General features: G+C 53.2%; 21 protein-coding genes. 6 read left to right on the top strand and 15 right to left on the bottom strand.

The genetic code is table 11. The annotated features are described in order from the left end of the window. Positions 1-262: 262 nt before the first annotated feature. Positions 263-1213, bottom strand: a complete 951-nt coding sequence (locus AC5FXY_RS16940; RefSeq protein WP_493557892.1) for a replication initiation protein — start codon at positions 1211-1213, stop codon at positions 263-265. A gap of 1285 nt (positions 1214-2498) precedes the next feature. Between AC5FXY_RS16940 and AC5FXY_RS16935 the strand changes: the two genes are divergently transcribed. The 5 genes from AC5FXY_RS16935 to AC5FXY_RS16915 all read left to right on the top strand — a co-directional run bounded on the left by AC5FXY_RS16935 (position 2499) and on the right by AC5FXY_RS16915 (position 4383). After that, complete coding sequence (locus AC5FXY_RS16935) at positions 2499-2732, top strand: hypothetical protein (protein WP_493557891.1); 234 nt, start codon at positions 2499-2501, stop codon at positions 2730-2732. A gap of 456 nt (positions 2733-3188) precedes the next feature. Continuing rightward, on the top strand, positions 3189-3500 hold the full coding sequence (locus AC5FXY_RS16930; RefSeq protein ID WP_493557890.1) for a hypothetical protein: 312 nt from the start codon (positions 3189-3191) through the stop codon (positions 3498-3500). Then, entirely contained in the window at positions 3493-3708 is a 216-nt protein-coding gene (locus AC5FXY_RS16925) for a hypothetical protein (protein WP_493557889.1), read from the top strand. The genes AC5FXY_RS16930 and AC5FXY_RS16925 overlap by 8 nt, the downstream gene beginning before the upstream one ends. Positions 3709-3846: 138 nt before the next feature. Further along, complete coding sequence (locus tag AC5FXY_RS16920; protein ID WP_493557888.1) at positions 3847-4125, top strand: hypothetical protein; 279 nt, start codon at positions 3847-3849, stop codon at positions 4123-4125. A gap of 78 nt (positions 4126-4203) precedes the next feature. Then, positions 4204-4383, top strand: a complete 180-nt coding sequence (locus AC5FXY_RS16915; RefSeq protein WP_493557887.1) for a hypothetical protein — start codon at positions 4204-4206, stop codon at positions 4381-4383. Here the strand turns inward: AC5FXY_RS16915 and AC5FXY_RS16910 are convergent. From AC5FXY_RS16910 to AC5FXY_RS16900, 3 genes are all read right to left on the bottom strand, one after another. Continuing rightward, positions 4345-4539 carry a hypothetical protein gene (locus tag AC5FXY_RS16910; protein ID WP_493557886.1) on the bottom strand — a complete coding sequence of 65 codons (195 nt, stop codon included), beginning with the start codon at positions 4537-4539 and terminating at the stop codon, positions 4345-4347. The genes AC5FXY_RS16915 and AC5FXY_RS16910 overlap by 39 nt on opposite strands. Positions 4540-4689: 150 nt before the next feature. After that, on the bottom strand, positions 4690-5310 hold the full coding sequence (locus AC5FXY_RS16905; protein WP_493557885.1) for a porin family protein: 621 nt from the start codon (positions 5308-5310) through the stop codon (positions 4690-4692). A 199-nt stretch (positions 5311-5509) separates the two neighbouring features. Next, positions 5510-5776, bottom strand: a complete 267-nt coding sequence (locus tag AC5FXY_RS16900) for a hypothetical protein (protein ID WP_493557884.1) — start codon at positions 5774-5776, stop codon at positions 5510-5512. An 852-nt stretch (positions 5777-6628) separates the two neighbouring features. Here AC5FXY_RS16900 and AC5FXY_RS16895 point away from each other — a divergent pair. Further along, positions 6629-7615: a hypothetical protein gene (locus tag AC5FXY_RS16895; protein WP_493557883.1), complete on the top strand. Its 987-nt coding sequence runs from the start codon at positions 6629-6631 to the stop codon at positions 7613-7615. Positions 7616-7825: 210 nt separating this feature from the next. On the opposite strand, the gene AC5FXY_RS16890 is transcribed toward AC5FXY_RS16895, so the two are convergent. The 11 genes from AC5FXY_RS16890 to AC5FXY_RS16840 form a co-directional block, all read right to left on the bottom strand. Next, entirely contained in the window at positions 7826-8227 is a 402-nt protein-coding gene (locus AC5FXY_RS16890) for a hypothetical protein (protein ID WP_493557882.1), read from the bottom strand. Positions 8228-8306: 79 nt separating this feature from the next. Continuing rightward, positions 8307-8738, bottom strand: coding sequence for a DUF7684 family protein (locus tag AC5FXY_RS16885; RefSeq protein ID WP_493557881.1), 432 nt, complete (start codon positions 8736-8738; stop codon positions 8307-8309). A 78-nt stretch (positions 8739-8816) separates the two neighbouring features. Then, positions 8817-9167 (bottom strand): hypothetical protein, encoded by a 351-nt coding sequence (locus tag AC5FXY_RS16880; protein WP_493557880.1) that lies wholly within the window; start codon positions 9165-9167, stop codon positions 8817-8819. Positions 9168-9387: 220 nt separating this feature from the next. Continuing rightward, entirely contained in the window at positions 9388-9576 is a 189-nt protein-coding gene (locus AC5FXY_RS16875; protein WP_493557879.1) for a hypothetical protein, read from the bottom strand. 13 nt (positions 9577-9589) lie between these two features. Continuing rightward, entirely contained in the window at positions 9590-9850 is a 261-nt protein-coding gene (locus AC5FXY_RS16870) for a barstar family protein (protein WP_493557878.1), read from the bottom strand. 32 nt (positions 9851-9882) lie between these two features. Beyond that, complete coding sequence (locus AC5FXY_RS16865; RefSeq protein WP_493557877.1) at positions 9883-10452, bottom strand: hypothetical protein; 570 nt, start codon at positions 10450-10452, stop codon at positions 9883-9885. Positions 10453-10497: 45 nt separating this feature from the next. Then, entirely contained in the window at positions 10498-10800 is a 303-nt protein-coding gene (locus AC5FXY_RS16860) for a hypothetical protein (RefSeq protein WP_493557876.1), read from the bottom strand. Positions 10801-11169: 369 nt separating this feature from the next. Further along, the gene (locus AC5FXY_RS16855; protein WP_493557875.1) at positions 11170-11370 is read right to left on the bottom strand and encodes a hypothetical protein; all 201 of its coding nucleotides are present in this window, start codon (positions 11368-11370) and stop codon (positions 11170-11172) included. A 238-nt stretch (positions 11371-11608) separates the two neighbouring features. Further along, positions 11609-12040, bottom strand: a complete 432-nt coding sequence (locus AC5FXY_RS16850) for a hypothetical protein (protein WP_493557874.1) — start codon at positions 12038-12040, stop codon at positions 11609-11611. A 90-nt stretch (positions 12041-12130) separates the two neighbouring features. Then, positions 12131-12553: a hypothetical protein gene (locus AC5FXY_RS16845; protein WP_493557873.1), complete on the bottom strand. Its 423-nt coding sequence runs from the start codon at positions 12551-12553 to the stop codon at positions 12131-12133. Between the two features lie 70 nt (positions 12554-12623). Continuing rightward, positions 12624-13157 (bottom strand): hypothetical protein (locus AC5FXY_RS16840; RefSeq protein ID WP_493557872.1); only part of this gene is annotated, 534 nt, incomplete at its 5' end.

The following is a 13157-nucleotide window of genomic DNA, read 5'->3' as shown; positions in this document are numbered from 1 at the left end:
CATAGCTAAATTCTACAAAGCTAATACTACTTAGTGAGCTATGTGCTATCATGGATGGTAGCTTCACGGTCAGTGCAAACGCATACACAAGCATGCCTACGTGCGACCCCACATGGGGCCGGAAGAGTATGAAGCGCCGCAGCGTGCCCCGAAGGCGCTATCGTAAGTCCGGTATCAAGGCAGCTACCCCGAGTGGCTAAGCTGGCGTCTCGCCCATTCTTTCCCTTCTGTTTCTTAGCTGCTGTGCTAGCTGCCGGGATGACTAGCGCAACCCGACCATCTTCAAAAACAGGCCGCCCGGGTTCTTATCGGCTTTCACTTTGCCCGTTTTGTGCTTGTAGCAGAAAGAGAACAAGGCATTGAGCTTCTTGGCGTCCCCAAGTATCTGACTGATTAGCTTGGGGTCCCGGATTTCCAACTCTTCCAGGTTGTGCAGGGCCCGCCGTTGCTTTTCCTCCTCGGCGCCGTCTTCAAAGGGAATGGGCAGCTGCTGGGGCACCTGGGCGTTCACGAAAAACTTGATGCTCTGGTAGGAGCGGCCCTTCTTGATGAGCTCGTAGTTGATGCGCAGGTCGGTGTGCTCGTTGATTTGCGAAGTGGCCACGTCCAGCACGTACTTCTGCAGCGCCGAAATCTTTTCGTACTGCTCGGGTTCCAGCCCCTTGGGGTCCTTGAGCGAGAGCATGATCTTGAACTCGTCCAGCGTAAAGGTTTTGGTTTCCCCGATGTCCTTCCACTGCGAGGCAATCTGGTAGATGCGCTTGGCGTACTTGCTGGAGAGGCTGAAAACCGACTGCAGGCGGTAGGAGGTAAAGTTGTTCTTCAAATCAATCAGGTAGCGCCGCATGCGCTCGGATATCTCCAGCTCGATGATGCCTTCGCCCTTCACGTACAGCGCCGAGGCCAGCAAACCTACCTGCAGCACGTGCTTGTTGTCCTCGATGTGGTATTCGCGGCTGCGCAGGTTGGACGTGGCTTCCAGCAGCCGCTGGTAGTTCCAGGCCCGACCGGTCATCTGCTCCAGCTCCTTAACCCGAATGCGGTAGATCGTGCCCGGCTTGTCTTCTTTGCGCAGCACCGAGAGCAAGGAGAAGACGATGTCCATCTCGCACGCGCTCATTTCGTAGCGGGCGGTAGTGATGGCGTTATGTTGCCGAATCTCCAGGAAGGAATCACCCGTCGCTGGGGTGCCGGAAGTAGCAGGAACACTCATAATGGAGGGAACAGGTAGCGCTATACGACCAAATGTAAATAAGTTGTAGTAATTTGGGTAAGCCTTCCTTAAGTTTCTATCCTTTGGCTTACAATCTCTATCCCTAGCACTTACAAAAGCTATCCTTTGGCTTACCGTTTCTATCCCTTGGCTTACAAAAGCTATCCTTCCCGCTTACCAATCCTATCCTTTAGCTTACCAAAGCTATCCTTATACCTCGGCAACAGCTGTCAAATCAATGAGTTACGAGCCCTGCAAATAGAGTAAATACTTGACAAATAAAAAAAACTCACAAATTTGTTGATGTCCGGTTCCAGGTTAGCTGTTTAAGGGTACAAAACCGAAGAACGGAGCAAGAAAACAACAGGAAATAAGAGTACAAATTAGCATTAAAGCGCGATTGCACTTTTCCAATAAAAATTTGTACTTTATATTACTTTATAGACCTGTATATAAGAAAGAATGCTGCTCCAGCCCCGTGCGAAATAGTATAAAATTGGCCTCTACACTCCATGCTGGCCGTTTTTAGCATGAAGCCGTCTGTAGCGCTCCCGGTAAACGGACGAGCTTGCCTCCTCGACCTTGAGACGCAGCCAAAGGATAGAAAATGCATCCCCTTTCCGGCTGTAGATCTCAAAAGGATAGAAATGGTAAGCGAAAGTGGGGGGTACCCTGCTAAAGGATAGAAATGGTAAGCGCTTTCAGTGGCTCAGGGGGCCTCATGGCCATTTTCCTCATCGTTTCTCTCTACAAGCGGCTGGATTGACTTACAATTTCTATCCTTTCACGCATCCGCTTGGATTCCTGCCAATGGGTGAAAAGTGGCTATAAGCACTGCATTCAGTGTTTTTTGGGTTGATCAAGGCACTTGTTCGGCTAAATCAGGGTGCAAATCAGGCTTAGGTTAAGGCCAAGGCAGGGTGTCCGTACATCCTCGGCCGGCTTACAAAATCTATCCTTTCGCTACTCCTTCACTAACCAGGCGCTATGCTTTAGCTTATTGGCTCGCTTACAAAAACTATCCTTTCGCTACTGCGTGACTTACCGCACCCTACTTACCAGGCATTTACTGCTAGGCCAGGCATGCCTTTCCAGCTAGTAAGGCCTGCTCAGCAGCTCCGGTTGCTAGGCCCAAAAGCAGCCCTTGACCGCTGGAAAACCACGTTTTATAAGCCAGTGGTGTTGACCATTGAGTAAAGGATTCCCACTAGCCAAGCTGCCGCATGAGGCAGTCCATTAGAAGGGCTGCACGTAATAATGCCAATTAAGCTTACTTTTTTACGGCATGAAGACCCCTAAAGCAACCCCACCCAGCGTCCAGGTAATGCCCCTGGAGCGTGAGCAGGAGCCTATCAGGCCCGTTTCCTGTAGCTCATTGGCGGAGCTGATTCACTCGTTGGGGACCCGCAAGGAAGTGGCCGAGGCTTGGAAAGTCGTGCCACGTACCCTGGCGCTGCGCAGGCAGAAGCCGGAAACCGCCACGTTGGGGGAACTGCAGCGCCTGGCTGTCCTGGCCTGACTGGATCTGCCTGCGGTGTTCGAGCTGGCCTATTACCAGATGCAACCCCCAGTGCCTATTCCGGCTCCGCAGCTGGGCCGTCCCAAGCAACACTGATGACGTGCTGCCCCGACCAGCTACCCTAAAGGTGTAGTAGCTATGCTTTGGCCCCCAAATGAAATAAGCAGACACCTTTCCTGATGCGGTTTGCCGGGACCATTCGCGTAAGCCCGGTGCACTTCACCGCCAACTTTTTACCATTCGTCCTTTTTTCTCCCAGCGCCTATTCAGGGGGGCTAGTTTCGCGGTGTACCACTTGGCTACCCCATCTGAGCTAAGCCACTGGCCTCAACTAATAGCCTGCTGGAGCCACAAGCGCGGCTCTGCCGGAGTAAGCCGGCAGGCTTGGATGGTCCAACCAGATAAAGCATGGAAGCAGTAAAAAGCCCCGAAGTAGCCCCGCTGCCATTCCCAGACTTGAGTTTAACCGTTTCCTATGCCGAAGCACTGCGTTACGTTCAGGGGCGCCTGAAAATGCTGGGCAGCGGGGGGCTAAAGCCTTTTTGCGAGCAGCATCAGCTTACTTATCCCAACGTCATCAACCTGAAAAACGGCAAGCTCAAACGCGAGGAGCCGCGCCTGGTGCAGCGCCTGCTCGGCACGCTGGCCGTGCCCGCGGAATTGCTCCAGTTTCCGCTCACGAGCAAAACCCCGTGCTTTCTGCTGCCGGACGCCGCGGCGCTGGCCGACTTTCAAGCCCAGCTTCAGTTTCTCACGGCCCATGAGTAAGCCGGCAGGAACCGTCAACTTTCCCACGTTCCGGATGTGCCACTACGGGTACGAGCTCAACCGCGACGCCAGCCAGCCGGCGCTGAGCAGGGAGGAGTTCTACCGGCGGTGCCAACAGGACGACGCGTTCAAAGCCTGCTACGCCCCGTTGCTGGATTTGGCATCCGTAGACCCCGAAGAACTACAAGAGGCTTCGTCCGTTACCTGATTTTTCCCTTTTGTCGAGCCGTTACCCGGCTAGCCACCTACCACGCCGGTAATCGTGCTAAGCAGTGGTAAACCCAGCCGGTAGGGGAGCCTTTTACGGCCATATTACGTTTATTTTAAAGCAACAACGCACCCTCTGATGGACCAACACATCACGTACTCCGAGCGGAAGAAAACCCCCGCCCAGCGGCAGCTGCTCATCGACAAGGCCCGCGCCTGGAGCGTGGCTCAGGGGGCCGTGCTGGGTCCGCTGTCCGAAGCGTTGTATGCGCGCTACGTGGCTGGCGAGATAACGCTGCAAGGGGGCACCGACGAGCTTAAAAGCTACTATGCCAGCCGGGCTGGGGCTGCCACGAGCGCAGCCGGTACTTCGTCGTCTCAGCCTCCCATGCAACCCGAGGAATTGCTGCTGCCCTAAACAGCATCCTTTGGATGGATTCTGATAACCCGCTTGGCTTTCGCTGGGCGGGTTCTTTATCTCTTACTGCTGCTTGATTTGGCTACTGCGGACGGCTTTTACGACCCCGCCCACCAAGTGGTTTACAACCGGCTGGGCATTACCAACCAGGACGAGTTACGGGAGGCCAAAAGAGCGCTGTCGATTCCGGCCATGCTGCGCATAGTGTTCCTTGGCCGATTAGATGGCGTAGACGGCGGCTTCATCGTCGGGGTCTGAGTTGCCTTCAAACCGAAAGTGCTGGTCGATGGCAAACTCCGCGGGCATGAGCCGGATGACGGAGCGTTTAACCGTCAGGTAAGCGTGGTCCCGGTTGAAATCTTCGGTGTAACCCTCAGTCTTCAGACGGTTTAGGGTTTCCAACGGGGTAGTCATGGCAATCATGGCATGGGGCGCAGGAAGGTTAGATCAGGGAGGTATAGCAACTGCTGGTCGGAGTAGTGGGTATGACCTGCGCCGGTTCCTGCGCGCTGAGGAAACTACCCCAAGCGAGTTGGAGAGAGGTTACTATGGCAGCGCAACGACTTAGTTGAAGCTGGGGAAGGCAAAGCCCAGTTGGAACTGAAATACCGAGTTGCGAATGCTATTCCCGCCGGGAAGCGCGGCATCGCCGTCGTAGAGTTTGGTGATGCCGCCGTTGTAGCGAATGCCGACGTTGGGGCCGCTCTCCAACTGGTAGCCCACGCCCACAATGTAGCCGAACAAAAGCTTGTTGAGTTGGCCCCGGCCGGTGATGTCCGGCATGGTGGAATCTTCAAACTCGGTCTTGTGCGCGAATAAGTAGCCCACTTGCGGACCGGCCTCAAACACCAGGCCCGCCGCGTTGATGCGAGCCAGCAGCGGCACATCAATGTTGTGGAAAGTCGTTTTGGAAACATTGTCAATTTGGTAGCCGCGCTGCGAATACAGCAGCTCCGGGTGCAGCTCGAAGAGTCCGCCGACGCCCAAGGTTGTCGTGGTGGTCACGCCGGCCTGAAAACCGAAACGATTTTGCACATTGCCGCGGAAGTCTTTGTCATCGCCGGCGAGCGTAGCAGCGACCACGCCCACTTTGAGGCCGAAACGGGTGCCGCCATCAGCGGTGGATTGGGCTTGGGTACCGGCAGCGCCGGCAAGCAAAGCCAGAGACAGAATAATCTTTTTCATGGTTAGCAGAAAGAGAGAGTTGGTAGGAAATGAATGTGCTGGCGGATGCTGCTGAGCAAGGTTGAACCGGATGGCGCCGTCTGCTAAAGGGGCTTGGCACCCCTTGCCGGAACTGGTCTGAACGGTGTAATGGCGAATAGAAGTCTGTTGTCTTCTGATTGGCGGGAACCGGCTAACAGCTCGTCCATTGTTTGCCCTACTAAGCCCGCGAGCAGATAAAACGAGCCGCTTGAATGGGCAGGGCCAGGCGTTTGGCCTCCGGGATGCTGCGGTGACCTTTTCCTAGGTGAGCAGTACGGGCGTCAAGAGCTGGGTTATCGTAGAGGAATGCGCAGGCCATCAAATCGGTGGAAATGCGGCGGGCTAAAACGAGACGAGCAGCGCCCTGCCCCGTGCGTGAGAGAAAAGCCACGAGTCGCCGGCTCTCATTGGGGGCGTGGCGAGCGGGCAGTGTGGCAACGAACATGGAGCGGAAAAACGAACTAGGGCAAAGCTACTGCGCCTCTCCAGCCGCTGGAATGTTGAATATCAATCCCCGGGTTGACAGGCGTCAAGTCCTTTAATGCCGAAAAGACTCAGTAGCGTGACCGAAACGGCCTTATTGCCGATCACGGGCTTGGGGGCCGCTTGGTTTCCGTTGCAGGTCGTTTGGGCTTTGGGTAGCATCCCACTTTACTTGCGATTTCGTGTGCCACCATACTGCCGGCCAGTGCGCGAAAGAAGCTTGCCTTACTGGCTTCGGATGCTGGTAATTGCGCTTCCAATCATCTCTTATCCTCTTTTTCGCTTACCCTCTTGAAACACTGTTTGCTTCTCCTCCTGTTCGTTCCGCTTTAACGGGCGCGCCTGCTGCGCCATTTCCCCGCACGCTCGACGCCATTCACGACGCACCCCAATTCGCTACAAAGCCAAACTGCCCCTAACTGTGCTGTTCATTGGCAACAACTACGTCATTGCCCAAGGCTTCCATGTCAGTATGTGGTGGTCCGTCAATGACAACGGTGGAATAAAATGCTTCCACTATGCTGGTGCAGGTTAAAGCGAAAAAGTCGTTTTAAGAGGGTCTTTTAGCAAACGGGGACTTGTTGCAGCTAATTAGCCGAAGTGCGTCCTGGGGGGCTATAGTCGCGTGGTTTGGGTCTCCGCTGTAAGCTTGTCCGACTGTTGTAGTCGCCTCTAAACGGCAGTCTGGTTAAATTGCAAACAATTATAATCCAAATTATAATTATAGATCATTTATAGTCTATATTGATCTGAAGTTGGTCTTTGAGGGCTCCTAAGGGCTACTTCTTATTTTTTATCTGAAAAACGCTGCTATATGACTGGTCTTCTAACACATGTGCTTCTGTTTATTACGCTGTTCGTGCCAGTCTCCGCACCGGTAGCAGATCCTGAAGGGTGGGAGCTTCTCAAGAATACCATTGGAAAAACCTTGTTTTCAGAAGTTTCGACACTTCGAGGTCGTTCATTTGATTTAAGAGTACCCGGAGCAACAGAAGCATACAAATTGGCTGTAGAACCGGCAAATGCTTTTCGGATTGAGCGAATTGGATCTGATAGATTCCGTGTGACAATTACGGAACCTGAATTATTGGTTGTAAGAGGGCTGATTGTTAAATACCGTCCGATTGGTTGGGAGCTAAAAAAGAATGACGGATTTGATAACATTATTGACGGCAAAGCAACTTGCAGCTATAACGTAATATTCAGCCAAAGAGGCGTTGGAGAACTTGATCTTTCGAAATTCGATGCTGATTATGACGTCTCGTATGAGCTTGAAAGTCCTGAAAAGGACATATCAGTAAAACGGGCAGGGCGGGGATACGAAGTAATTAGAAAGCAGGATTCTTCGACAGAGTTAAAAATCAGGCTTAAAATCAAAGAAAAATCAACCAGCGACAACCTTCAAACCGACTGGGTTATCATACCGGCTTGTAAGTATTCCGATGCTGTTCCTTCCCCTTCAGTTCCGGTTGTTCCTACTATTGCCAAACCGGAGCCAGTACTAAGCCCTTTCGACTTAATCGACGTGAAAACTACGTCTGTCAGTCACTGCGAAGATGCTACTGGGAGGTTCTGTGCTACTCTTTTTGTACGTGTTACCAACAGGGGTTCCCAACTTGTACGTTGTAATGAAATATCTTTTTTTATGAAATATGGTGATAGAGTTGTTGCTTCCAACAACGCATGGGTAGACCTAGGTGGAGGTGAAAGCGTTAACTTGGAAATAAGTCTGATAGCCCCTTACAAACCGCAGGGCGGATGGTCCTATTCTCACAAAAAATTAGAATGCATTTTTAAATAAGTTTTACTGCGCTAATATCTTTTCAATAACAGATAATATATTTTAAAATAAAGGTTGAGTAGTTTTGTAGAAGTTATTCAAAAGGCATTTATGTTCATAAGCTTTTATCCAAAGTTGTTCAACGCGCAGCATTCGTGTTGGTGCGCATGTCGGTTCCGGTTAGCCTTACCTGCACGGGGTGCTGAATTTTTATATTATTTAATCAAGTGGTTACGCCTCACGAATGCACAAGTACCGGTCGCCGGATGAGTGACCTTCGAAATACGCGACTTTACCGGGGATAAACGACACAATGGTGGTGGAGCTGCTGCCGACCACTTCTTCCAGTGCTTGGTCAGTGGACCATGTTTGCTGGTGCCATGGCGTATAAGCCGACAGCACGTAGCAGGACGTCAGCCGGTACTTAGAAAGTGCTTGGCGAAGAAATACCACGTTCTGCTGCTTACTTCCTTTAGGCAGCAAGTGACAGTAGCGTTCATCTAATTCCCGGTACAAGGCGTCCATGCCTTTCATCACATCTTCGCGCTTGCTGCGTGACAAAGCTTGCAGCCAGCCCTTCTTGTAATGTTTGTCAATGAAGGCTTCGAGAAACGCTTGCAGGTGCACAGACATAGGTCTTGGTAAAAGTTACTTCAATTGGCTGGCGAAGTAGTAACTGTGAATTCGAATCAGACCAAAATAGCTTGTTCACTTAATGCTTCGCCAACGAAACAAGACAGGCTTGAATCCGCTTATCGTACGCCCCCTGCGTCAAATCCAGCACCGTCACTTGTTCGATAGGTGCTTCGTAATAATGGGCTATGCACACAGCAAACGCTAAACCCTCTTCCAACTCTTTGTGCCACGTGGTCATGACGAGGTGCGGCGGCAGGTAATGACCCTCGACGTCGCGGAATGCGATTTCTTCGTCCAGCAAATCATGCACCCATTCGCCTTGCTGGCCGACGCAGCAGACCCACGCAACATTGCGTAGCAGCAACTTGGGCAATACTTCATCTAAATACCTGCGGGGCGTTCCATCGGCCAGTAACACGCACAGCCAGTTCGCTTGGGGCAATTCACGCAGCCAGTTTCGCTCCGTGCTGTACGAAACACATGACACTGTGCGGTTATGTAGGTGCATGGCAGTTCAATGGGGCAGTAGTAGGCAATTTCAAATTATTTAATAAATCAACTTCGTTAACCAAGCTCCACTACGAACTTAATCGGCCCATGACAACAGCGGGTATACTACTGCTTTGATGTAGTCCATGATGCAGTTATCCGCCCGCTTTAACCAGTCCTGCCTTTTGTTCAGTTCAGCAATGACCCGGCTTTTTAGCTTGGTATTGGGGCGTGGATGGTGGCCAGCCGTGTTGTCGTACACCAGCACGCACAACGCATTCAGTAAGATGTTCCGCTTGTCTTCTAGTATCGGTAAGGTGTCAAGCACTTGAAGCAGCATATCTAGGTACCTTTCCTCGGCTAGCACCAAGTCTTCGTCCTGTTCCAGTAAGTACAATTCTTCATTCGTGGCCCACTCCTGCAGCAAGTCAAAGTCAAGTTCAGGCATGGGCATAGCGGTTGAAAAAGCAGTGGACGCGCAACGGGGGCAGACCCGGCCCAAGAAAGCATTGACGTCTACGAGGTGAAATGCCGCTTCGCGTTTGGAAACTTGAATGCTGTCTTGGTGTCCACAGCGCGTGCAACTCCTAGTTACCTTCCAATCTTTGGCAGCGTGCAGCATTCGCGTGGTTCGTGTTAATCAGCGTCCGATGGGTACATGCGCCTTCTCATTCGGGACCCCATTCCCCGCCCGTAATGCGTTTGGCTACATAAAACGACAGAAAAGCAGCCAGCACGAAGCCGTAGCGGAAGGCAAGCTCCTCGATGATTTGGTAATGTTTTAAGACGTAAACGAAGCCGCAACTAACGCCAGCGACAAGAATCCAGAGGCAGATGAATTGAAAGGTTTCTTTCACGTTGCAGTATCAATCAACGAATTTCAATGACCAGCTCCGGTATGTCTGCCTGTGCTTTTCGGCACACTTCCAACACCCGTTCGGCATAGTCCCCGAGGTGCTGTTTGGAGGCGGCGAAATCCAGCCACGTCACCGTCAGCGGCACCGCTACATAACTTGTCAAGCAATCCCACAAAGCGTCCAGATTAGCGCCGTAGTATGGCGGGAAGCCCAACCGAGTTTTGAGCTGTTCATGTAGCTCCTCTGGACTGCGCATGTTGGCTCCGGTTAGCATTACCTGCACAGGGTGCTGAATTTTTAAATTATTTAATCAGCAGGCTTCAATAGCTCTACCCGGAAAAACGTGGCGCGTTGGTCAACCGCGTTTTCGCCCTTTTTCCCAAGGGGTGAGAAGTGCAGTTGGTACACGGTGCTGCCAAGCGTGATGATTTGAATGAAGCGCAGCTGCGGTTTCCCATTGCTGCCCGGTCCGCGCAGCTTCACGCCGATGACATCAACACCGTCCAATTGAAAAATCTGTTGTTCCACCACTTCGTTGCGGCCTGCCAACAGCGGTATGGTGCGGGCTTGGTAGTACGCCGAACGCTCTTCAAACGAAGCCGGGAAGTTAGGCGCTTCGGGTAGGGGTATCTTGACCAGCACGTAACGCGCCAACGCATCCTGCGTCACGTACGTTCGGGAAGCCTGCACCATGGGGTCCTGCTTGGTTTCAGGCTTTTGGACAGCCAGTGCTCCGGCAGCATCCACTTCCTGCGGCGGCGCTGGAAACCGGACGGCCAACTGCTCGTCCACCTGGTACAACTCCCAATTCAGCGTCTGGCCGAATGCCGAGCAGGCCAATAAACAGCAGACGAGCAGTAGGGGGTATCGTTTCACGATCGAAGCTAGCACGTCGAAGCGGAACCACAACCAAGGGCAGTCCTAGTTCGGCTGGTACAGGTAACCGATTTCGTTCATTTTTGGGTAGTCGCGGCAGTAAATGATGTCCAGCGTGTCGCCTTTCGCTCGGGAGTAGTTGCCCTCTGCTTTGTATGCCGTTTGGTAAGTGGACCCCGCGACGGTGAAGGTGCAGCGGAATTGCCAGTACGGTTCCCCACGCCTGGCTTTTACCTTCATTCGCTCGCTGATGACGCCACGGGTCCAGACGCCCTGCTGATGCAAGGCTTGATTTTCCCGACGTTCCCACCACAAGCCGAACGTTGGACCTACAACCAGCGGGGACAAAGCCATCAACAGGGTAGGCCAATGGCTTTCCCAAGCAAACGCCTTCGCAGTTACATAAACCAACGCTGGCACTAGCCCAAATATGTACCCAAGTAGGAACAAACCATGGCCGGGCCACTCTGCATAGAGCAGCTCCCGAGGCATGAAATAGAGAAACCACAAAGCCATTACAAGCCCCACCGCCCAATACTTGGAAGGAACCCATGTGAAGGCAGGGCCAGTGCTTGTGGCCGTTCGTTTGGGAGCCTTTCGGCGGCGTGTACTGCGGCTCTTTGGCAAGTGAACAGGGTAGTGGAAGGCAGTGAAGCACTGCCTGTGCAAATTTACCCGTTTGCAGCTCGTCTTACGGCAGGAGCAAGCTTCGATTCTCTAAGGCGCGTGATTCGCTTCGGGAGCATAAAACCAAGCTAAAAACGGCAGCAAGCCAGGCGTTATCGCTTGAATTGATAACCACTCTGAATCAACAAACGTCACCCAGTGGGTCAATGGCAGCTCCAACGCTTTTGCCAACGCGTACACCACGTTGATCGGGTCAGTAGTTGCCTCTTCTTTTGTCAACGTACTTTCCAAGCAGCCACAAGCCAATGATTGTTGCGATCACGACGGGACCAAACATCGGCGGCAGTTTAACCCCCATGGGCAAACGGCTAATCAGGAAGACTGAATGCAGAATCACGGTTGAACCAGGTACCTCCTACGAAAGATAAACCCGGATTAAAAAAGCGCGTGTGAGCTCATAAGCTTTGGACGGGGGCTTCCTTAGTAGCCAGCTACTTTCGCTGCAGCGCTATGCGAGCACGCAGATGTGTTAGCGGGTGTAGTAATGCTCGTACAGCAGGGACCCGAGCGGGTAGGGCCCTGTCACGTTCCGCACGTGCAGCTTGGTGGCCGTGTGCTCCAGCACAAGCATTTTAATGATGACGCGGGGATTGTCCACCAGCGTCTTGTAGAGCGTGTCGCCCTGCAGCCGGTAGGTGTAAGGGATAACCAGTGTGGGGCGGAACCAGTGGTTGTAGGATTTCCACTCGGTGGCCGTTACCTCGCTGTAGTTTTGCCCGGGTGGAATCGGCTCTTCCCAGATGGTGGTGGGGGTGCCGCTGGCCAGTTCCACTTGGGTGTTGCGCACCAGGTTCCAGCGGCCTTCTACATCAACCGAAGGCGTAGGGTCTTTCTTCTTGGAGCAGGCCGCAGCCACGATGAGCAGCAGGCCAAGGAGGAAAGTGTGAAGATGTCGATTCATGGATTACTTCTTCAGCGGCATCGTCAGCAGCTGGATGATTCTTCCCTTTTTATTCCAAGGACGAGTTAAGGATGCGGTGCTTTGCTACCGCTACCGAGTCAAGTGAACAATACTAAAGGTTCGGTAGGGGTATTGCGCGTCCAGCGAGTTTTCCTCCAGCACCAGTTCGGTATTAGTCAGTTGCTTGATGAGGACAGCAACCGGCACGCTGCTACTACTTAGCATATCCCGACAATTCAAGGTGTTGTCGGTGCGTGTGTACAGGTAGGTGCTTGGCCGGGTGCCCCGCATGACCCGCAGCTCGGATGGCGTAAATGCATAAGTCGTGGTAGCCGGAGGAACGTAGTAGCTGTCGCGCATCAGCACCGAACCGTCGGTAGCATACACCGTCCGGTCCATGTATTGCACCGTCCAGGTGCCTTCCAGCTCAGGCTCGGGATCCTTTTTCTTGGAGCAAGCTGCGGCTACGATGAGCAGCAAACCCAATAGGAGAGCAGGGAAATATCGAATCATAGCAGATGGTTGGTTGGGCCGGTTATAACCGCCCTTGAGCAGCAGGATCATCTCATTATTGGCCTTTGCCTTATTGTTGCCCCTGCGCCCGGTTGAACGGCGCCTCGCTAAAGCGGAAGGAAAGGGATACGAATGGGTTGATGACGTAATTGTTGGAGTGCAGCTGCGCTTCCGTGAGCGGCTCCGCGACGCGCTGGTTCTCCTCGTACCGGCCGAGCAGCACGCGCTGCTGGTGGGCCACCACGCCGGCGTGCAGCTTGATGTTTTGGTTGAAGGAGAGCGTCGGGCCCAGAAAGATGGTGGGGCGGGCGGCATCGAAGCCCAGGCCGCCGGACAGGCCGAGGGAGAAGTCCGTGTAGCGGGACTTGGCCGGCATCCAGGTAAAGAACAGCGACGGGGCGAATACCAGGCGGTTGCGGCCTTTCTCCCGGCGAATGGTGTAGACCGAATCGGTGGGGGCGGCATAGTACACCCGCTCTTTGTCCCAGATCTGGCCGATAAAGGAAAAGCCGTACGAGATTTGGAATTCGCCGCGGGCTTCGGTGGCGTAGGTCTGGGTCCAGGTGCGCTGCTGGCCTTCTACCTGCCGGGTGACCTTCACGAC

Source organism: Hymenobacter sp. FMD4, assembly GCF_058932745.1.
This window is presented reverse-complemented; position numbering and strand designations above follow the sequence as displayed.

Coding starts and splice junctions, on each gene's coding strand:
- AC5FXY_RS16940 (WP_493557892.1), bottom strand. CDS start 1,213: ATGAGTGTTCCTGCTACTTCCGGCACCCCAGCGACGGGTGATTCCTTC.
- AC5FXY_RS16935 (WP_493557891.1), top strand. CDS start 2,499: ATGAAGACCCCTAAAGCAACCCCACCCAGCGTCCAGGTAATGCCCCTG.
- AC5FXY_RS16925 (WP_493557889.1), top strand. CDS start 3,493: ATGAGTAAGCCGGCAGGAACCGTCAACTTTCCCACGTTCCGGATGTGC.
- AC5FXY_RS16920 (WP_493557888.1), top strand. CDS start 3,847: ATGGACCAACACATCACGTACTCCGAGCGGAAGAAAACCCCCGCCCAG.
- AC5FXY_RS16910 (WP_493557886.1), bottom strand. CDS start 4,539: ATGACTACCCCGTTGGAAACCCTAAACCGTCTGAAGACTGAGGGTTAC.
- AC5FXY_RS16905 (WP_493557885.1), bottom strand. CDS start 5,310: ATGAAAAAGATTATTCTGTCTCTGGCTTTGCTTGCCGGCGCTGCCGGT.
- AC5FXY_RS16900 (WP_493557884.1), bottom strand. CDS start 5,776: ATGTTCGTTGCCACACTGCCCGCTCGCCACGCCCCCAATGAGAGCCGG.
- AC5FXY_RS16895 (WP_493557883.1), top strand. CDS start 6,629: ATGACTGGTCTTCTAACACATGTGCTTCTGTTTATTACGCTGTTCGTG.
- AC5FXY_RS16890 (WP_493557882.1), bottom strand. CDS start 8,227: ATGTCTGTGCACCTGCAAGCGTTTCTCGAAGCCTTCATTGACAAACAT.
- AC5FXY_RS16885 (WP_493557881.1), bottom strand. CDS start 8,738: ATGCACCTACATAACCGCACAGTGTCATGTGTTTCGTACAGCACGGAG.
- AC5FXY_RS16880 (WP_493557880.1), bottom strand. CDS start 9,167: ATGCCTGAACTTGACTTTGACTTGCTGCAGGAGTGGGCCACGAATGAA.
- AC5FXY_RS16870 (WP_493557878.1), bottom strand. CDS start 9,850: ATGCTAACCGGAGCCAACATGCGCAGTCCAGAGGAGCTACATGAACAG.
- AC5FXY_RS16850 (WP_493557874.1), bottom strand. CDS start 12,040: ATGAATCGACATCTTCACACTTTCCTCCTTGGCCTGCTGCTCATCGTG.
- AC5FXY_RS16845 (WP_493557873.1), bottom strand. CDS start 12,553: ATGATTCGATATTTCCCTGCTCTCCTATTGGGTTTGCTGCTCATCGTA.